The following is an 18,126-nucleotide window of genomic DNA, read 5'->3' as shown; positions in this document are numbered from 1 at the left end:
GCGGCGCTGTGCGGCCAGGTCGCGGCCGCACAGCTGACGGGCGCGCCGCTGCCGCTGGAGGCCGATTTGCTGGACGCCATCGATCCGGCACGCTTTCGAGTGCGCGAGTCACGGCGGCCGACCCGCTCGTAAATCGCCCCGCCAAGCCAGAGCGCCCTCAGCTTTGCGCAACAAGCGCCGATAACCAGGGGCGAAACGCGGCCACCGCCCGCGCACCCAGCCTATTCGGGAGACCTCTATGCTTAGCAGCCTGTTTGCCGGCCGTTCCATCGGCCAGCGCCTGACCGTGGTTCTGAGTCTGGTGCTGATGATTGCCTTTGCCGGCTCCGGCCTGGGCTTCTGGGCACTCAGCCGGGTCGCGGCCGAAACCAGCGATATGTACGAGAACTCCCTGGTCAGCGAACGCCTGGCCTCCGACTGGTACCGCAACATCACCAATGGCGTGAACCGTACCAGCGCGATCGCGATCAGCGCCGACCCGAGCCTGGCCGAGTTCTTCGCAGCCTCGGCCGCCGAATCGACCAAGCAATCGACCGAGCTGCAAAAAGCCCTGGACAAGCAGATGAGCTCGCCCGCCGAGCGCAAGTTGTTCGAGCAGCTCTCCGAGGCCCGCAAAGGCTATCTGAGCAGCCGCGACGCCGTCAGTGCCGCCAAGAAGGCCGGCGACGCCGACAAGGCCAAGCAGATCTTCGACAGCCAGTTCCAGCCGGCCGCCGCCAAGTTCCAGGACGCGATCAAGGAGATCGTGCAGGAAGAACGTGCGCAGCTGGACGCCGCCGCCAAGCGGGTGGACGCCGCCAACAGCACGGCCCGCACCGGCCTGGTGGTGTTCGCGCTGTGCGCGCTGGCGGTCGGCGCGGCGCTGGCCGTCTGGCTGACCCGCTCGATCACCGGTCCCTTGCGCGAGGCCGCCACGGTGGCCGATGCGATTGCGAACTTTGACCTGACCCGCCCGATCACGCCGCGCAGCAATGACGAGACGGGCCAGCTGCTGCGCTCGCTGAAGACCATGCAGGAGGCCTTGCTGAAGCTGATCGGCGAGGTGCGCGGCTCGACCGACAGCATCTCGACCGCCAGCTCCGAGATCGCTGCCGGCAATCTGGACCTGTCGGCCCGTACCGAGCAGACCGCCTCCAACCTGCAGCAGGCCGCCGCCTCGATGATGCAGCTGACCGGCACGGTGCGGCAGACGGCCGAGTCGGCCACCACCGCCAACCAGCTGGCCCACTCGGCCGCCGAGGTGGCGCAGCGCGGCGGCACGGTGGTGGCCCAGGTGGTGTCGACGATGGACGAGATCAACAACAGCTCTCGCCGCATCAGCGACATCATCGGCACGATAGACGGCATCGCCTTCCAGACCAATATCCTGGCGCTGAATGCGGCGGTGGAAGCGGCCCGCGCCGGCGAGCAGGGCCGCGGCTTCGCGGTCGTGGCCTCCGAGGTGCGCTCGCTGGCCCAGCGCAGCGCCACGGCGGCCAAGGAGATCAAGACCCTGATCAGCGCCAGCGCCGAGCGGGTCGAGTCGGGCAGCAAGCTGGTGCGCGACGCCGGCACGACGATGGGCGACATCGTCTCCAGCGTGCAGCGGGTGTCCGACATCATCGGCGAGATCAGCGCCGCCTCGCGCGAGCAAAGCGACGGCATCAACCAGATCAATGCCGCCGTGACCCAGCTCGACCAGATGACGCAGCAAAACGCGGCCCTGGTCGAGGAAGCCGCCTCGGCGGCCGAAAGCCTGAAGGATCAGTCCGGCCGGCTGTCGACCGCGATCGGCGTGTTCAGGCTGTGAAGTCCAGCGTCCGGACGCCCTCGGCCGTGCCCAGCAGGCAGACGCTGGCACGGTTGCGGGCGAACACGCCGACCGTGACGACGCCGGGCCACTGACTGACCTCGGCCTCGAAGGCCGCCGGCTCACGGATTTGCAGGCCGCGCACATCGAGGATTTGGCAGCCGTTGTCGGTGACGCAGCCGGCACGCAGCGTGGCCTGGCCGCCCATCGCGGCGAAGCGGCGCGCGATCTGGGCCGCCGCCATCGGGATCACCTCGACCGGCAGCGGGAAGCCGCCCAATACCGGCACCAGCTTGCTCTCGTCGGCAATGCAGACAAAGCGCTCGGCCAGGTCGGCGACAATCTTCTCGCGCGTCAGCGCGGCACCGCCGCCCTTGATCATGGTCCCGGCCTGATCGATCTCGTCGGCGCCGTCGATATAGACCGGCAGGCTCGTCACCTCGGCCGCCTCCAGGATCTTGATGCCCAGCCCGCGCATGCGCTCGGTGCTGCGCTGCGAGCTGGATACCGCGCCCGCGATGGCCATGCCGCTGGCGGCCAGCGCATCGATGAACTTGTCCACCGTCGAGCCGGTGCCGACACCGACGATGCTGCCGGGCGTCACATAGTTCAGGGCCGCCTGGCCCACCAGGGTTTTCAGTTCGTCTTGAGTCATCGCAAAGCACCGCAGCTGTCGAAAACCCGATTATCTCAAGCGGGGTAGAAGCGCCCGTGAAAACCGTAGGGCAGCCAGTGAGGCAGCCAGACCCGCGCCAGCGGCCCGGCGGCGAGCGCCTGGGCGTCGAAGATGCTGGCAAAGCTCTGCCGTCGCCCTGTGTCATAGCCCATGCCCAGCAGCCAGCCCTCGCCTTCCTGGCTGCTGCCCGGCTTGGGCACCAGCACATGCTCCTCGATCACGGTGTCGGTGCCGAACACGAAGCGCTCGCGCCGGCCGCTGTCCAGGTCCAGGCCCATCAAGCCATTGAAGCCCCAGCGCGGGCCCAGATCCACCGCCGTCGGGTACCAGAGCTTGCTGTAGCGCCGCGCCACCACGCGCGGATCAACCACCGGGAACTCCACCGCCTCGTCGCGCGACTGCAGCTCGATTCGCCCGCCGCCGGCCAGCGTGATGCGCATGAAGCGCGGCGTCGAATGCCGCGGCGGCGGGCGCCGCCCGCGCATCTGCTGCTCCATATCGGCATTGATCTCGGGCAGCGGCGCGCCCTGCACATAGTCGAGATGGATCTCGCCGTCGGCGTCCCAGGCATTGCCGAAATGGAAGACGAAGGCGGCCGGCATCTCCAGCACCCGGCGCTGGCTCAGATCGGCCTTGTCGATGATCAGCACCCGTGTGGGCTGATCGCGCTGCCAGCGCATCGCGTCCAGCATGCTGCCGCCCGAGCGCAGGGCCGTCAGATCCAGTTGCACCGGCGGCAGCAGAAAGACCAGATAGCGCTGCGAGACCGCGAAGTCATGCACCATCGCCGAGGCCGGCATCGCGAACACCGCGCTCTTGAGCAATGCACCGGCCGGCGAGAGCTGGTAGATCACCATGCGGCCGTGGGCAGTGCCGAAATTCCAGCTCGTGCCGTCCGCTTCCTGCTTGGGATGGGCCGAGAACGGCAGGCCGGCCAGCTCGGGAGACCAGACGCGCGGCCCCTTGGTTTCCAGGCTTGCCGGGTCGAGCTCATAAGCGCTGCCGCCCTCCCACAGCGCATAGAGCCGGTCGGCCTGGCGCAGCACGCTGGTATTGGCGACATTCATGCTGTCGGGTCCGTGCACGGGCATGCGCGGCGGGATGGCCGTGCCCAGGGCCGGCACCAGAAAGCGCTGCTCGCGCGCCTCGGCCTTGAACTTGGCGGTCTGCACAAAGCGCGCGCTGTGGCTGACCCGTCCATCCTCGAAGCGCCAGGCCTGCACCAGGCCATCGCCATCGAACCAGTGGCGGTAGCGCTCGCCGCCGCGCGCCATCAGGCCCGGGCCGTTGCGGTAGTAGACGCCGCGCAGGCCGGCCGGAATCTGGCCCTCGATCCGCAGCGCGCCGGCCTGCGGCACCTCATCGGACAAGCCAGAAAAGGGGCGCAACTCGGGCGCCGCGCTGGCGTCGAAGTCGGCGGGCAGGCCCAGGGCCAGGGCTTCCTGGGCGGAGGTGCCCAGCAGGGTTGCCAAGCCGGCACCAAGGAATTCACGTCTTTGCATGATCGGTCTCCCGGCTCAGTTCAGCTTGATCGTCAGGCGAGCACCCTCGCCCTTGAGCTCGAAGGCGGCCTGCTCGAAGCGCGGCGGGCCGAACTGGCCAACCGCGTTATTGGAGAAGGCGGTCGGCTCCTGCGGCATGCCCATCGCGTTCATGTCCAGGCGGCCGTTGCCGTTCAGGTCATGGATGACGCTGACGCCCACCAGGCCTTCGGGCACGTTCTTCAGCAGGACGCGCAGCGCCCCGCCCTGCTGGGCCGAGGCGTCCTGCCGGCTGGCGGCGATCGGCTGGCGCAGCCAGCCTTCGGCGCCGAACACGGCCACCAGCAGCTGGCCGCTGCCGGCACTCAGGCCCTGCACATCGAGGTCCAGCTCGGCCGCCTGGGTGCACAGCCCACTTAAGGCCAGCAGGGGAATCAGAAAGGCTTTCTTCATACACGTCCTCGGAGTTCGGCTTGGGGTGAGCGAACTCTAGGGACGGGACAGTGTGGCGCCCAGCACCAAGCGACAAGGCGACGTGGCCAGTCGCGAAACGACCGGCCACGGCGCCAGATGCAGGCTGACTCAGCCCCGGCGTTGTCGCACAGCTGCGGCCAGCTCGCGCAGCAGCGGTTCGGTCTGGCTCCAGCCCAGGCAGGCATCGGTGATCGAGACGCCGGGCTTCAGGTCGGCCTTGGTCTGGCCCGGGGCCAGGTCTTGCCGACCCGGCTGCAGATGGCTCTCGACCATCACGCCGGTGATGCGCTTGTCGCCCCCGGCCATCTGGGCGGCCACATCGCGGCCGACCTCGATCTGGCGCTCGTACTTCTTGCTGCTGTTGGCATGCGAGAAGTCGATCATCACCTGCTCGCGCAGGCCCGAGCCCTTCAGCGCCTCGCAGGCGGCCTGCACGCTGGCGGCGTCGTAATTCGGCGCCTTGCCGCCGCGCAGGATGATGTGGCAGTCCTCGTTGCCGCGGGTCTCGAAGATCGCGGCCGCGCCCATCTTGGTCATGCCCATGAAGGCATGGCTGGCGCTGGCCGCCAGCACCGCGTCGGAAGCGACCTTGATGCCCCCGTCGGTGCCGTTCTTGAAGCCGACCGGGCAGGACAGGCCCGAGGCCAGTTGCCGGTGGCTCTGGCTTTCGGTGGTGCGGGCACCGATCGCGCCCCAGGCGATCAGGTCGGAGATGTACTGCGGCGACAGCAAGTCCAGGAACTCGGTGCCGGCCGGCAGGCCCAGGGCCGTGACGTCCAGCAGCAGCTGGCGCGCCAGGCGCAGGCCTTCGTTCATGTGGAATGTGCCGTCCAGGCGCGGGTCGTTGATATAGCCCTTCCAGCCCACCGTGGTGCGCGGCTTCTCGAAATAGACCCGCATCACGATCAGCAGGTCCTGCTGCAGCTCGTCGCGGGTCTTCTTCAGCAGGCGGGCATAGTCCATCGCCTGGTCGTGGTCGTGGATCGAGCAGGGGCCGACCACCACCAGCAGGCGGTCATCGCGGCCATGCAGCACATCGCCGATCTCCTGGCGGGCCCGCTCGACCAGCTCCAGCGAGGCGTCGGGCAGCGGCAACTCGTCCAGCAGCAGGGCCGGCGAGATCAGCGGGCGCACGGCGCCGATGCGGGTGTCGTCGGTGCGGGTGGTATCGCGGGTCGCATCACGCGAACCGACTTCACGATCATGTTGGGGGTCATCGAGCGGCTTCATCGCAGTCTCCTTCTGGGCCCGGATTATCGGTGGGCCGATGCGACAATCCGGCCATGTCATTGATGCCTTATGCCCTTACCCGCCCATTTCTGTTCGGCCTGGATCCCGAACATGCCCACGAACTGACCCTGGGCTCCATCGCCCGGCTGCAAAACACCCCGGCCCAATGCCTGTGGGCGCAGCGCCGCATCAGCGATCCGGTCACGGTGGCAGGTCTGAACTTCCCCAATCGCATCGGTCTGGCCGCCGGCCTGGACAAGAACGGCCGCTGCATCGACGGCCTGGGCGCGATGGGCTTCGGCTTCATCGAGGTCGGCACGGTGACGCCCAAGGGCCAGCCCGGTAATGACAAGCCGCGCATGTTTCGCCTGCCCGAGACCGAGGCGCTGATCAACCGCCTGGGCTTCAACAACGAGGGTCTGGACAGCTTCATCGCCAATGTGCAGCGCGCCCACAGCTTCCGCGCGGCCGGTGGCCTGGTCGGACTGAACATCGGCAAGAACGCCGCGACGCCTATCGAGCAGGCGGCCGACGACTATCTGCTGGGCCTGGAGGGTGTGTTCCCCCATGCCGACTACATCACGGTCAATATCTCCAGCCCCAATACCAAGAACCTGCGTGCGCTGCAGAGCGACGAGGCGCTGGACGCGCTGCTCTCCCGGCTGCAACAGCGCAAGCTGCAGCTGGAGCAAAGCAGCGGCCGGCGCGTGCCGATGTTCGTCAAGATCGCACCGGACCTGGAGGAGGACCAGGTCGCGGTGATCGCCCAGACCTTGAAGGTCAACGGCATCGACGGCGTGATCGCCACCAACACGACGATTGCGCGCGACGCGGTCAAGGGACTGCCGCATGCCCAGGAGATGGGCGGCCTGTCGGGCCGGCCGGTGTTCGAGGCCAGCAACCGGGTGATACGCCTGCTGCGCGCGGCGCTGGGTTCGGGCTATCCCATCATCGGCGTCGGCGGCGTGCTCAGCGGCGCCGACGCACGCGCCAAGCTGCAGGCCGGGGCCGATCTGGTGCAGCTCTACACGGGCCTGATCTACAAGGGCCCGGCCCTGGTGACGGACTGCGCCCGGGCCTGCGCGCTCTGACCACTTGCTGGCTGCAATATAAAAAAAAGCGGACCGAGGTCCGCTTTTTCATTTGAGCCGCAGGGCTCAGCTCGTCTTGCGACGGCGTGCAACAAAACCGACCACACCGAGGCCGGCCAGCATCAGTGCATAGGTCTCGGGCTCGGGCACCGGCACGGCAGCGGCGGCCGAGTTGATCGAGTAAGCACCGGCCGTGGTGGCCAGAGCGAACACAGCGTAGTAATAGTTACCAGCGCTCAGGGTCACTTCATTGACGGTTGGGGCGCCACCAAAGGTCCAGGCAGCAACGCCGGCATCGTCAGCAGTACCGACCAGACCGTCACCACCCAGGCTGAACAGGCTGTACGTCGCAGGAGCGAACGTGCCGAACGAGCTGACGCTGCTGGCCACCGTGGACGTCTCTGCCAGAGAGAAGCTGAAGGTGTCATACACCAAGCCACCGGCAGTTCCAGCCAAAGCGCTTTCCAGCAAGGCATGCGAGCCCCAATCAAAAGACGCGGCTTGAGCACCAACACCACTCAAGGCCAGAGCCGCCGCAGCGACTAGAGGTTTCAACTTCATAAACAAACTCCCAGGTTGAACAAACGAGTACGAAGAACTCACGACTTATTGTGCACTGCAGCGCAACTCCTGATCCATCCCCTGCGTCCCTTGTGTTAGGGGCTAAGCCCTTGTTTCTTGTACCTTTTTGTAAGTACCACCCTGATTCGAAGTGCCCATGTAAGCCAAGGTTGCCGGACTAAAAAACTTCGGCTTGCACCATTTCGGTACCGCCTGCCCTTCAAGCGGGCAGAACGCGCGCCACTTTCTGCAAACCTTCGACCGCCTTGCCCTTTCGAGCCCTCTTGCCGGAATACTGAGCAAGATTTGTGCCTTTAAGCAGCTCTTCCTTGGGCTTGCCACCGCGCCCGCTGCCCAGCACCTGCAGAGCCTGGGTGAAGGCCGCCACGCTCAGCAACGCATCCTTGGGCTCCAAGTCGATCAGGGTCAGGCCGCGCCCGCCCTTGGGCTGGTGTTTCAACTCGTCCAGCGCATAGGTCAGCAGGCGGCCGTTCAGCGACAGGCAGGCCAGTTGCACACCCAACACCTCGCCGGCCGGCAAGGCGGCCGGCGGCAGCGGCTTCTCCTCACCTTCCAGGCTCAGGAAGGTCTTGCCGGCCTTTTGTCGGCCGATCAGATCGCCCACCTGGGCGATCAGGCCGAAGCCACCGGTGCCGGCCAGCACCAGGCGCTGCTGGGTGTTGGCAGCGTAGTAGTGGGCGATCTGCGTGCCGCTCTCCAGCTCGATCAGGGTCGTGATCGGCTGGCCATCGCCGCGCCCGCCGGGCAGCACCGCCACCGGCACCGAGTAGACCCGGCCATTGCTGCCGAAGACGATCAGCGGATCGACGCTGCGGCAGGGGAAGGTGCCGTACAAGGCGTCGCCGGACTTGAAGGCCAGCGCTGCCGCATCGACCTCATGGCCCTTCAGCGCACGCACCCAGCCCTTCATGCTGACCACCACGGTGACTGGCTCGTCCACCACCTTGATCTCGGCCACCGCGCGCTTCTCTTCCTGGATCAGCGTGCGGCGCTCATCGCCATACTGCTTGGCGTCGGCCTCGATCTCCTTGATCACGGTGCGCTTGAGCACGCCGGGATTGGCCAGGATATCGTCCAGCTTGGCCTGTTCCTCGCGCAGGCTCTTGAGCTCCTGTTCGATCTTGATCGCCTCGAGCCGCGCCAGCTGGCGCAGGCGGATTTCCAGGATGTCCTCGGCCTGGCGGTCGGAGAGGCGGAAGCGCTCGATCAGCGCCGGCTTGGGCTCATCGGCATTGCGGATGATGCGTATCACCTCATCGATATTGAGCAGCACCAGTTGCCGGCCTTCCAGCACATGGATGCGGTCCAGCACCTTGGCGAGACGGTGCTGGGTGCGGCGCTGCACCGTGGCCTGGCGGTAGCCCAGCCATTCGACAATGATCTGGCGCAGGCTTTTCTGCGTCGGCCGGCCATCGGCGCCAATCATCGTCAGGTTGATCGAGGCCGAGGTCTCCAGGCTGGTGTGGGCCAGCAGGGTCGTGATCAGCTCCTGCTGCTCGACCGTGCGGCTCTTGGGCTCGAACACCAGGCGCACCGCCGCGTCCTTGCTGGACTCGTCGCGGACGCAGTCCAGCACCGCCAGCACGCTGGCCTTGAGCTGCAGCTGTTCCTGACTCAGGGCCTTCTTGCCGGCCTTGACCTTGGGGTTGGTCAGCTCCTCGATCTCCTCCAGCACCTTTTGCGAGCTGGTGCCATGCGGCAGCTCGGTGACGACCAGCTGCCACTGGCCGCGCGCCAGGTCCTCGATCTTCCAGCGCGCACGCAGCTTCAGGCTGCCACGACCGCTCAGATAGGCCGAGCGGATGTCCTCGGCCGCGCTGATCAGCTGGCCGCCGCCCGGATAGTCGGGGCCGGGCAGCAGGCCGAAGAGCTCGTCATCGCTCAGCTTGTCGTTCTTCAGCAGGGCCACCGCAGCCGCGGCCACCTCGCGCAGATTGTGGCTGGGCACCTCGGTGGCCAGGCCCACCGCGATGCCGGACGCACCGTTAAGCAGCACGAAGGGCAGGCGCGCCGGCAGCTGGGTCGGCTCCTGGGTCGAGCCGTCGTAATTGGGCGCGAAGTCGACCGTGCCCTCGTCGATCTCGTCGAGCAGCAGGCGTGAAATGGGCGCGAGACGGGCTTCGGTGTAGCGCATCGCCGCCGCGCCGTCGCCGTCGCGGCTGCCGAAGTTGCCCTGGCCGTCGATCAGCGGATAGCGCTGGCTGAAGTCCTGGGCCATGCGCACCAGCGCGTCATAGACCGACTGGTCACCGTGCGGGTGAAAACGGCCCAGCACATCGCCGACCACGCGCGCGCCCTTCACGGGCTTGGCGCCGGTCGTGCCGCTGAAGGACAGACCCATGCGGTCCATCGAGTACAGGATGCGGCGCTGCACCGGCTTCTGGCCATCGCAGACATCGGGCAGGGCCCGGCCCTTGACGACCGACAACGCGTACTCGAGATAGGCCTGCTGGGCATAGTGCGCCAGGGTCAGCGCCTCGTTGCCATCCTCGGCGGGCGGGGTGAAATCAATCGTGGTCTGGGTCATTTTGGACTGCTGTGAATTCGGAGGTGCTGGGCCTGGGCCGGCAGGCTGCGTTGCAGCAGGGCCCAGTAGAGCTCCAGCACCAGATGGACATGGGCCTGGGTCTCGGCGAACGGCGGCATGCCGCCGCCATGGCGGCGCACCGCGCCCTCGCCGGCATTCCAGGCCGCCAGGGCCACATCGATGCGGCCGAAGCGTTGGATCAGACCGGCCAGCTTGCGCGCGCCGGTCAGCACATTGGTACGGGGATCGAGCAGGCGCTGGGTCTGCTCGGCCGGGGCGACGATCTGCATCAGGCCGACCGCGCCGCGCGGCGAGACCGCGTCATGCCGGTAGCCGGACTCGACCGCGATCACCGCCTTCAAGAGTTCCATATCGACGCCGTGACGCGCCGCAGCCTCGCGCAAAAAGGGCTGCACCGCCTTGACCTCGGGCGCGAACTCCAGCCAGGTCAACAGGCCCTGGCTGCCGTCGAGCTTGCCGGGCACGCGGCGATCCGGCTCGGCGGAGCCGAGCACCAAGCCATAGTTGCTGTTGAGCGGGCGGCTGGCCAGATGGGCAACGCCGGCGCCATCGACATAGCCCCACAGCTCGGCCTGCGCGGTACCGCTGAGCCAGAACAGGCACACAACAGCGAGGCGTCTCACACGCCCTCCTCCCCTAAGGCGATGCGGGCCTGGTACTCGCGGTCCAGCATGGACATCACGATCAGGCTGTCATAGCCATCGGCGCCAACGCTGACGCGCACGCTTTCGCGCAAACGCCCTTCCTCGACAAAGCCCTCGCTCTGGTAGAGCGCATAGGCGCGGGTGTTCAGCGCCTTCACATCGAGCCAGAAGCGATGCGCCTGCAGCTGACTGAAGGCCAGCTTCTTCAGCTGGCGTACACAAGCCCGGCCCAGGCCCAGGCCCTTGGGGCCCAGCACGATGCGCTTGAGCTCGACCGAACGGTGCGGGTTGCGGCAGCCCTGGAGGATCACGAAACCGGCGCGCTCGTTGGAATCACCGAACTCGACGATGAAATGGCGCGAATCCGGGAAGCGGATCGCGCCCTCATGCTGGGTGCGCTCCCAGGGCGTGATGAAGGGCAGATTGGCGGCGTCCTGCTCGACCGTGACGACATAGTCCAGATCGGACAGCATGGTCGGGCGCAGGCTGACGCGGGGTCGATTCGCACTCATCATGCCGTAATCGCTCATGGCGCGCTTGTTGCTCGGTCGGCCGCAAATGCGGGCGTCGGTCGGAGCAGTCGCTTCTTGAAAGACATGGCCGGCCGCTCCACCCAATGCCATGACGCCACCGCCAGCAGCCATGTCAATCCAAGGCCGCACGACAAGGACACACCCCAACCAAGGCCTAGCGACGCCGCGTACTTTGACACCAGTTGCTGGACGGGAAAGGCGTAAATGTAGATGCCGTAGGAGTAGTCACTTCGTCCCATGCGCCGGAGCAAGGCAGGACCCCGATATGCAAAAACGATGACGGCATATGGAATTGCCACCCAGGCGAGCATTTTGAACATCAAGCCATAGGGCAGTACCAACATCAGCCCAAGAAGGCCCAACGCCAGGAACGGGTTGAGCCTGACCTGCTGGCTCAGCAGGCAAAGGGCGCTACCCACAAAAAAATACGCGCCCAAGTTGGCCAGATGGAACCCATCGACCGCGAGCCCCAGGCGCCACAACAGCGGCAAAGGAAGAGGCCAACCGCCTTCTTTGCCAGCAAGAATCAGCACGACCGCCGCCAATGGAAAGACAAGCAGGGCGAGAGCAAAGATCCTGTTCGTTCTCAACTTCAAGCCCAGGTAGCCGAGTATCGCAAGCACGAAATACATCAAGACTTCATACAGCAGGGTCCACAGGGAGCCATTGACCGCATGCGGGTAAGGATTACTCGCAAAAACGCCGGGCAAACGCTGCACATCGCCGATCAGGCTGAGATTGGAAAAAAGGTAAGCCCAGATAGCTGAAGATGTGAAGTAATCGAGTGGCGAGAGATCCGTCGCCAGAGGGCCGAGGACAAACACAGTAAAGAGCAAAGCCACCGCCAAGCCCGGGAAGATTCGCAAGGCGCGTTTCAGCATGAAACGCCTGAGGTTGGCATCGCGAAGCCAGCTTTGACAAATCAGATACCCACTGACGGCAAAGAAGATATAGACGCAGAAACTGCCCAGCGTACGGCCTTGCCAGACCATGGGCTCAGCCAATCCATAAAGAGAGAAGCTGTGGCTGAACAAAACCCCAAGTGCCGCTGCCAGTCGAATGAAGTCAAAAGCATTGGATTGCGGCAGGCTAGGCGCAGCTTCGTGGCTCATGATGCGCCCTCGAAACCCTGCAACACCGCCACCACATTCAGGCCTATCGCCTCGGTCGCGTAGCCACCTTCCTGCAGCAGCAGCGTCGGCCAGCCCTGGGCGGCCAGTATTTGGCCCATGCGCGTGAACTCGGGCCGGTCCAGCTTGAAGTGCGAGATCGGGTCGCCGCCATAGGTGTCTACGCCCAGCGAGACGATCAGCAACTCCGGTGCATAGGCGCGCAGCCGGGCCAGCGCGGCATCGAGCGCGGCAAACCACTCGTCGTTGCTGGCGCCGGCCGGCAGCGGGTAGTTGGCATTGCAGCCCGCGCCGGCGCCGGCGCCGCGCTCGTCGGCATGGCCGAGAAAGAAGGGGTACTCGGTCTGCGGATCGCCATGGATGCTGGCATAGAACACGTCGGCGCGCTCGTAGAAGATCGCCTGCGTGCCATTGCCGTGGTGGTAGTCGACATCGAGGATGGCCACGCGCTTGAGGCCATGATCCAGCGCCGCCTGGGCCGCCACCGCCGCGTTATTGACAAAGCAGTAGCCGCCGAAGAAATCGGCGCCGGCATGATGGCCGGGCGGGCGGGTCAGCACATAGGCTGCGCGCTCGCCGGCCAGCACCAGGTCCAGGCCGCTCAGGCAGGCCTGCGCGCCCCAGTAGGCGGCCGGCCAGGAACCCGCGGTAAGCGGCGTGCCGCTGTCCATCGAATACAAGCCCATGCGGGCGGCAAAGCTCTTGGGCTCGACATCCGAGCGCAGGCTGCGCACCGGCCAGACCGCGGGGAAAGCATCGCCCTCGCCGCCCAGCGCCAGCCACTCGGCATGCGCGCCCTGCACAAAGCGCAGATAGGCCGGCGCATGCACGCGCTCCAGCGGCGCCAGCCCGTGATCGCTCGGCGCCAGCACCTCGCCAAGCGCCGCGTCCCGCAGCGCCTTCAGCACATAGTCGGCCCGGGCCGGGATCTCGAAGGCCGGCACCAGTTGGCCGCGGAAGAACTCATGCGTGGCCGCATGCAGGCCATGCTTGTCGTTGTAGACCGTCTTCATACATCCACCTCGATCGAGTCACCGTGGATCTCCATCAGCTCACGGCGCGAGGCCGCTTCGCCCTTGCCCATCAGCTTGTTGAAGGCCTCCTCGGTCTGGCCCAGGTCCAGCTCGCCGTAGCGCACCGGGGCCAGGCGGCGCGTCTCGGGGTTCAGCGTCGTATCCCACAACTGCTCGGCACTCATCTCGCCCAGACCCTTGAAGCGGCTGATGCTCCAGGAGCCTTCGCGCGCGCCCTCCTTGCGCAGCTTGTCCAAGGTCGCGGTCAACTCGCCCTCATCCAGCGCATAGATCTTGGCGGCCGGCTTCTTGCCACGCGCCGGCGCGTCGACGCGGTACAGGGGCGGCCGCGCGATGCAGACATGGCCGGCCTCGACCAGGCGCGGGAAGTGACGGAAGAACAGGGTCAGCAGCAGCACCTGGATGTGCGAGCCGTCGACATCGGCGTCCGACAGAATGCAGACCTTGCCGTAGCGCAGGCCGCTGAGGTCTGCGGCGTCGTTCTTGCCATGCGGATCGACGCCCAGCGCCACCGAGATGTCGTGGATTTCGTTATTGGCGAACAGGCGGTCGCGCTCGACCTCCCAGGAATTCAAGACCTTGCCGCGCAGCGGCAGGATGGCCTGGGTCTCCTTGTCGCGGCCCATCTTGGCGCTGCCGCCGGCCGAGTCGCCCTCGACCAGAAAGATCTCGTTGTGCAGGATGTCGCGGCTCTCGCAATCGGTCAGCTTGCCGGGCAGCACGGCCACGCCCGAGCCCTTGCGCTTCTCGACCTTCTGGCTGGCGCGCTGGCGGGTCTGCGCCTGCTTGATGACCAACTCGGCCAGCTTCTTGCCGTAGTCCACATGCTGGTTCAGCCACAGCTCCAGCGCCGGCTTCACATAGGTGGAGACCAGGCGCAGCGCGTCGCGCGAGTTCAGCCGCTCCTTGGTCTGGCCCTGGAACTGCGGGTCCAGCACCTTGGCCGACAGCACGAAGGAGGCGCGCGAGAACACGTCGTCAGGCATCAGCTTGACGCCCTTGGGCAGCAAGGAGTGCATTTCGATGAAGCCCTTGATCGCGCCGAACAGGCCGTCCTTGAGCCCCGACTCGTGCGTGCCACCGGCCACCGTCGGGATCAGGTTCACATAGCTTTCCCGCATGACCTGCCCCTCCTCGGTGAAGGCCACGCACCAGCCGGCCCCCTCGCCCTCGGCGAAATTCTCGGTCTCGGCCTTGCTCGCGTACTGCTCGCCCTCGAACAGCGGGATCAGCGGGTCGGCATTGAGCGTCTGCATCAGATAGTCGCGCAGCCCGCCCTTGTAGGCCCAGGTCTGGATCTCGCCACTCTTCTCGTGCTTCAGGGTCACCGTGACGCCGGGCATCAGCACCGCCTTGGAGCGCAGCAGATGCACCAGCTCGCCCTTGGGCAGATCGGCCGCCTCGAAATACTTGGCGTCGGGCCAGACTCGCACCGTCGTGCCCTGCTTGCGGTCGCCCAAGGCCATTGCGCGCACCGTCACCGGCTCGACCACATCGCCGGCCTCGAAAGCCAGGGTCGCGACCTGCTTGTCGCGCCAGACCGTCACCTCCAGGCGCTTGGCCAGCGCATTGGTGACCGAGACGCCGACGCCGTGCAGGCCGCCCGAGAAGCTATAGGCGCCGCCTGAGCCCTTGTCGAACTTGCCGCCGGCATGCAGGCGGGTGAACACGATCTCGACCACCGGCACCCCCTCCTCGGGGTGCAGGCCGAAGGGGATGCCGCGGCCGTCGTCGGCGATGGACACCGAGCCATCGAGATGCTGAATCAGGTCAATACGCTTGCCGAAGCCGGCCAGGGCCTCGTCGGCCGCGTTGTCAATGACTTCCTGGATGCAGTGCAGCGGGTTGTCGGTGCGGGTATACATGCCCGGACGCTGCTTGACGGGCTCCAGGCCCTTGAGCACGCGGATGGAGGCCTCGCCGTAGGAGCCCGGGGAACTGCCAGGGGTGGTGCTTGAATTTGCTTTGGTCGCCATGGGGCGCGATTCTAGGAGACTGTCAAGCTTTGGCTGGGCCCGAGCAGGGTCGTCCGGCTTTGGCTACAGTGCGCAGATGAGCACCGCCGCCGCCCCACCCAAACTGTCGATGAACCAGGTGCTGCTGTGCGGCGCGCTGATCGTCACGCTGTCCATGGGCATACGCCACGGCTTCGGCCTGTGGCTGCAGCCGATCACGATGGAGCGGGGCTGGACCCGCGAGACCTTTGCCTTCGCGCTGGCGATCCAGAACATCGCCTGGGGCCTGGCCGGGCCGCTGGCGGGCATGCTGGCCGACCGGTTCGGCGCCTTCAAGGTGCTGATCGTTGGCGGTCTCTTGTATGCGCTGGGCCTGGTGCTGATGGCCTTGTCGACCTCGGGCCTGGCCTTCACCGGCAGCGCCGGCCTGCTGATCGGCATGGCGCAGTCGGGCACCACCTATGCGGTCATCTACGGCGTGATCGGCCGCAATGTGGCGCCGGAGAAGCGCTCCTGGGCCATGGGTGTCGCCGCGGCGGCCGGCTCCTTCGGCCAGTTCCTGATGGTGCCGGTGGAGAACTGGCTGATCTCGGGCACCGGCTGGCAGAACGCGCTGTTCATCCTGTCGATCGCCGCGCTGCTGATCGTCCCGCTGGCCTTCGGCCTGCGTGAACCGGCACAGTCGCGTGCGCACAGCGCCCAGCATCAAAGCATCGCACAGGCAGTGCGCGAGGCCTTCGGCTACCGCAGCTTCCAGCTCTTGATGGCCGGCTATTTCGTCTGCGGCTTCCAGGTGGTCTTCATCGGCGTGCACATGCCCAGCTACCTGAAGGACAACGGCCTGTCACCGCAGGTCGCCACCTATGCGCTGGCCCTGATCGGTCTGTTCAATGTGTTCGGTACCTATGCGGCCGGCAGCCTGGGCCAGCGCATGCCCAAGCGCTATCTGCTGTCGGGCATTTATGCCTTGCGCTCGGTGGCCATCGTCGCCTTCCTGCTCGCGCCGCTGACGCCGACCAGCGTCTATATCTTCTCGGCCGTGATGGGCGTGCTGTGGCTGTCCACCGTGCCGCCGACCAACTCGGTGGTGATGCAGATCTTCGGCATCCAGCATATGTCGATGCTGGGCGGCTTTGTCTTCCTGAGCCATCAGGTCGGCAGCTTCCTGGGCGTCTGGCTGGGCGGCAAGCTCTATGACAGCAGCGGCAGCTATGACGTGGTCTGGTGGCTGGCCGTCGCGCTGGGCGTGGCGGCCGCCCTGATCAATCTGCCGGTGCGCGAGCATGCCATCGTGCGTGCCGCGCCCGCTGCGGCATGAACTGGCGACGCGGCCTGGTCTGGACGGCGGCCCTGCTGCTGCTGGCCGCCGTCTTTGCCTCCTATCTGCAGCCCGAGTTGATGCGGCAGCTGTCCGAACAGATCTGGGCCTGTTTCTGAGATGTTGAGCTCCCCCTCCCCCTGGCTGCTGCGTTGGCCCCAGGCCTGCCAGGCCGGTGCCATCGCCCTGGACCTGGCCTGCGGCTCGGGCCGCCATGTGCGCCATCTGGCGTCCCTGGGCATGCGGATTACCGCCGTGGACCGCGATGCCCAGGCCCTGGCCGCGCTGGGCGGCCTGGCCGAAACCCTGGTGGCCGATATCGAGGCCGGCCCCTGGCCGCTGGGCGAGCGCCAGTTTGACCTGGTGCTGGTCACGAACTATCTGTGGCGCCCGCTGCTGCCGCGCATCGCGGCGGCCGTTGCACCTGGCGGCTGGCTGATTTACGAAACCTTTACCGAAGGCCAGCAAAGTGTGGGCCGACCGTCCAATCCGGAGTTTCTGCTGCGACCCGGCGAGTTGCTGCAAGCCTGTGCCGGGCTGCGTGTCGTCGCCTATGAGGACGGCTTTCTGGACGGGGTCAACCCGCGCTATCTGCAGCGCGTTGCTGCGGTTCGTGAAAGCGCCGAGCCGGGGGTTTTCCAGCGCTACCGCCTGGACTGAGCCAAGAGGCCGGCGCGCTTCAGTAGAATCCGCCGATTGCGAGGAATTCCATGACACCGATTGTTGGCAGCATCGTCGCGCTTGTGACGCCGATGCAAGAGGACGGCAGCGTCGATTACGCCGCGCTGCGCAGCTTGATTGACTGGCATATTGCCGAAGGCACGGACTGCATCGGCGTGGTCGGCACGACCGGCGAGTCGCCCACCGTGAGCGTCGAAGAGCACTGCGAGATCATCCGCGTGGCGGTCGAGCATGCGGCCGGGCGCGTGCCCATCATGGCCGGCACCGGTGGCAACTCCACCGCCGAGGCGATCAATCTGAGCCGCTTCGCGAAGCAGGTTGGCGCCGACTGCACGCTCTCGGTCGTGCCCTACTACAACAAGCCCTCGCAAGAAGGCATCTACCAGCACTTCAAGGCCATCGCCGAGGCCGTCGACATCCCGATGATGTTGTACAACGTGCCCGGCCGCACCGTCGCCGATATGGCGCCCGAGACGAGCTTGCGCTGCGCGGCCCTGCCCGGCGTCATTGGCATCAAGGAAGCCACCGGCAATATCGAGCGCGCCGCCTACCTGATCAAGCATGCGCCGGCCGGCTTCTCGATCTACTCGGGCGATGACGGCACGGCCGTGGCCCTGATGCTGCTGGGCGGTCATGGCAATGTCAGCGTCACCGCCAATGTCGCGCCGCGCGCGATGCACGAGCTCTGCAAGGCCGCGCTGGCCGGCAATGTGCGCGAGGCCACCCGCATCCATATGCAGCTGCTGGGCTTGCACAAGCAGCTGTTCTGCGAACCCAGCCCGGCCCCCACCAAATGGGCGCTGGAGCGCCTGGGCCGCTGCAAGTCGGCACTGCGCCTGCCGATCACGCCGCTGACGGCCGCCGGCCAGGCCAGCGTGGCGCAAGCCATGAGCGAAGCAGGCCTGCTCTGACCCGGGGCTTCTTGCTCCAGGTTCTTCCCGTTTATCCAGCTTTCAGTTC

Annotated in this window: 16 protein-coding genes and 1 pseudogene; 6 read left to right on the top strand and 11 right to left on the bottom strand. The window is 66.4% G+C overall.

All coding sequences use genetic code 11. The annotated features are described in order from the left end of the window. Nucleotides 1–238: 238 nt before the first annotated feature. On the top strand, nt 239–1,789 hold the full coding sequence (locus PO768_RS15480) for a methyl-accepting chemotaxis protein (RefSeq protein ID WP_272646761.1): 1,551 nt from the start codon (nt 239–241) through the stop codon (nt 1,787–1,789). Here PO768_RS15480 and rpiA read toward each other — a convergent pair. From rpiA to PO768_RS15460, 4 genes are all read right to left on the bottom strand, one after another. After that, entirely contained in the window at nt 1,779–2,444 is a 666-nt protein-coding gene (gene rpiA, locus PO768_RS15475; protein ID WP_272646760.1) for a ribose-5-phosphate isomerase RpiA, read from the bottom strand. The two genes, PO768_RS15480 and rpiA, sit on opposite strands and share 11 nt — an antisense overlap. Before the next feature lie 35 nt (nt 2,445–2,479). Further along, on the bottom strand, nt 2,480–3,967 hold the full coding sequence (locus PO768_RS15470; protein WP_272646759.1) for a carotenoid oxygenase family protein: 1,488 nt from the start codon (nt 3,965–3,967) through the stop codon (nt 2,480–2,482). Nucleotides 3,968–3,982: 15 nt separating this feature from the next. Then, nucleotides 3,983–4,399 (bottom strand): DUF2141 domain-containing protein, encoded by a 417-nt coding sequence (locus PO768_RS15465; protein WP_272646758.1) that lies wholly within the window; start codon nt 4,397–4,399, stop codon nt 3,983–3,985. 129 nt (nt 4,400–4,528) lie between these two features. Beyond that, the gene (locus tag PO768_RS15460; RefSeq protein WP_137940736.1) at nt 4,529–5,650 is read right to left on the bottom strand and encodes a 3-deoxy-7-phosphoheptulonate synthase; all 1,122 of its coding nucleotides are present in this window, start codon (nt 5,648–5,650) and stop codon (nt 4,529–4,531) included. A gap of 53 nt (nt 5,651–5,703) precedes the next feature. Here PO768_RS15460 and PO768_RS15455 point away from each other — a divergent pair, with 53 nt between their 5' ends. After that, nucleotides 5,704–6,741: a quinone-dependent dihydroorotate dehydrogenase gene (locus PO768_RS15455; RefSeq protein ID WP_272646757.1), complete on the top strand. Its 1,038-nt coding sequence runs from the start codon at nt 5,704–5,706 to the stop codon at nt 6,739–6,741. Nucleotides 6,742–6,807: 66 nt separating this feature from the next. Here PO768_RS15455 and PO768_RS15450 read toward each other — a convergent pair. The 7 genes and pseudogenes from PO768_RS15450 to PO768_RS15420 form a co-directional block, all read right to left on the bottom strand. After that, nucleotides 6,808–7,272, bottom strand: a pseudogene (locus PO768_RS15450) (FxDxF family PEP-CTERM protein); the annotation flags it as partial. Nucleotides 7,273–7,522: 250 nt separating this feature from the next. Next, entirely contained in the window at nt 7,523–9,850 is a 2,328-nt protein-coding gene (parC, locus tag PO768_RS15445; protein WP_272646756.1) for a DNA topoisomerase IV subunit A, read from the bottom strand. Then, a complete protein-coding gene (locus PO768_RS15440) occupies nt 9,847–10,494 on the bottom strand; it encodes a lytic transglycosylase domain-containing protein (RefSeq protein WP_272646755.1) in 648 nt (215 codons plus the stop codon). The genes parC and PO768_RS15440 overlap by 4 nt, the downstream gene beginning before the upstream one ends. After that, on the bottom strand, nt 10,491–11,045 hold the full coding sequence (locus tag PO768_RS15435) for a GNAT family N-acetyltransferase (RefSeq protein ID WP_272646754.1): 555 nt from the start codon (nt 11,043–11,045) through the stop codon (nt 10,491–10,493). The genes PO768_RS15440 and PO768_RS15435 overlap by 4 nt, the downstream gene beginning before the upstream one ends. Beyond that, a complete protein-coding gene (locus PO768_RS15430; protein ID WP_272646753.1) occupies nt 11,042–12,160 on the bottom strand; it encodes an acyltransferase family protein in 1,119 nt (372 codons plus the stop codon). The genes PO768_RS15435 and PO768_RS15430 overlap by 4 nt, the downstream gene beginning before the upstream one ends. Further along, a complete protein-coding gene (locus tag PO768_RS15425; protein ID WP_272646752.1) occupies nt 12,157–13,191 on the bottom strand; it encodes a histone deacetylase family protein in 1,035 nt (344 codons plus the stop codon). Before PO768_RS15425 ends, PO768_RS15430 begins: the two co-directional genes overlap by 4 nt. After that, the gene (locus PO768_RS15420; protein ID WP_272646751.1) at nt 13,188–15,188 is read right to left on the bottom strand and encodes a DNA topoisomerase IV subunit B; all 2,001 of its coding nucleotides are present in this window, start codon (nt 15,186–15,188) and stop codon (nt 13,188–13,190) included. Before PO768_RS15420 ends, PO768_RS15425 begins: the two co-directional genes overlap by 4 nt. Nucleotides 15,189–15,264: 76 nt before the next feature. On the opposite strand from PO768_RS15420, the gene PO768_RS15415 reads away from it, so the two are divergent. The 4 genes from PO768_RS15415 to dapA are packed head-to-tail and all read left to right on the top strand — an operon-like array spanning nt 15,265 to nt 18,077. Further along, complete coding sequence (locus PO768_RS15415; RefSeq protein ID WP_272646750.1) at nt 15,265–16,485, top strand: MFS transporter; 1,221 nt, start codon at nt 15,265–15,267, stop codon at nt 16,483–16,485. Beyond that, nucleotides 16,482–16,604: a hypothetical protein gene (locus PO768_RS15410; protein WP_272646749.1), complete on the top strand. Its 123-nt coding sequence runs from the start codon at nt 16,482–16,484 to the stop codon at nt 16,602–16,604. The genes PO768_RS15415 and PO768_RS15410 overlap by 4 nt, the downstream gene beginning before the upstream one ends. A 1-nt stretch (nt 16,605) precedes the next feature. Beyond that, on the top strand, nt 16,606–17,145 hold the full coding sequence (locus tag PO768_RS15405) for a class I SAM-dependent methyltransferase (protein ID WP_272646748.1): 540 nt from the start codon (nt 16,606–16,608) through the stop codon (nt 17,143–17,145). A 50-nt stretch (nt 17,146–17,195) separates the two neighbouring features. Then, on the top strand, nt 17,196–18,077 hold the full coding sequence (gene dapA / locus PO768_RS15400; RefSeq protein ID WP_137940745.1) for a 4-hydroxy-tetrahydrodipicolinate synthase: 882 nt from the start codon (nt 17,196–17,198) through the stop codon (nt 18,075–18,077). Nucleotides 18,078–18,126: the final 49 nt, after the last annotated feature.

Origin of the sequence: Paucibacter sp. XJ19-41, assembly GCF_028462495.1 — a bacterium.
Lineage (GTDB): Bacteria > Pseudomonadota > Gammaproteobacteria > Burkholderiales > Burkholderiaceae_C > Roseateles_E.
This window is presented reverse-complemented; position numbering and strand designations above follow the sequence as displayed.

Excerpts from the sequence above, each read along its gene's own strand:
- PO768_RS15480 (WP_272646761.1), top strand. The coding sequence starts at position 239 with ATGCTTAGCAGCCTGTTTGCCGGCCGTTCCATCGGCCAGCGCCTGACC.
- rpiA (WP_272646760.1), bottom strand. The coding sequence starts at position 2,444 with ATGACTCAAGACGAACTGAAAACCCTGGTGGGCCAGGCGGCCCTGAAC.
- PO768_RS15470 (WP_272646759.1), bottom strand. The coding sequence starts at position 3,967 with ATGCAAAGACGTGAATTCCTTGGTGCCGGCTTGGCAACCCTGCTGGGC.
- PO768_RS15465 (WP_272646758.1), bottom strand. The coding sequence starts at position 4,399 with ATGAAGAAAGCCTTTCTGATTCCCCTGCTGGCCTTAAGTGGGCTGTGC.
- PO768_RS15460 (WP_137940736.1), bottom strand. The coding sequence starts at position 5,650 with ATGAAGCCGCTCGATGACCCCCAACATGATCGTGAAGTCGGTTCGCGT.
- PO768_RS15455 (WP_272646757.1), top strand. The coding sequence starts at position 5,704 with ATGTCATTGATGCCTTATGCCCTTACCCGCCCATTTCTGTTCGGCCTG.
- parC (WP_272646756.1), bottom strand. The coding sequence starts at position 9,850 with ATGACCCAGACCACGATTGATTTCACCCCGCCCGCCGAGGATGGCAAC.
- PO768_RS15435 (WP_272646754.1), bottom strand. The coding sequence starts at position 11,045 with ATGAGCGATTACGGCATGATGAGTGCGAATCGACCCCGCGTCAGCCTG.
- PO768_RS15430 (WP_272646753.1), bottom strand. The coding sequence starts at position 12,160 with ATGAGCCACGAAGCTGCGCCTAGCCTGCCGCAATCCAATGCTTTTGAC.
- PO768_RS15425 (WP_272646752.1), bottom strand. The coding sequence starts at position 13,191 with ATGAAGACGGTCTACAACGACAAGCATGGCCTGCATGCGGCCACGCAT.
- PO768_RS15420 (WP_272646751.1), bottom strand. The coding sequence starts at position 15,188 with ATGGCGACCAAAGCAAATTCAAGCACCACCCCTGGCAGTTCCCCGGGC.
- PO768_RS15415 (WP_272646750.1), top strand. The coding sequence starts at position 15,265 with ATGAGCACCGCCGCCGCCCCACCCAAACTGTCGATGAACCAGGTGCTG.
- PO768_RS15410 (WP_272646749.1), top strand. The coding sequence starts at position 16,482 with ATGAACTGGCGACGCGGCCTGGTCTGGACGGCGGCCCTGCTGCTGCTG.
- PO768_RS15405 (WP_272646748.1), top strand. The coding sequence starts at position 16,606 with ATGTTGAGCTCCCCCTCCCCCTGGCTGCTGCGTTGGCCCCAGGCCTGC.
- dapA (WP_137940745.1), top strand. The coding sequence starts at position 17,196 with ATGACACCGATTGTTGGCAGCATCGTCGCGCTTGTGACGCCGATGCAA.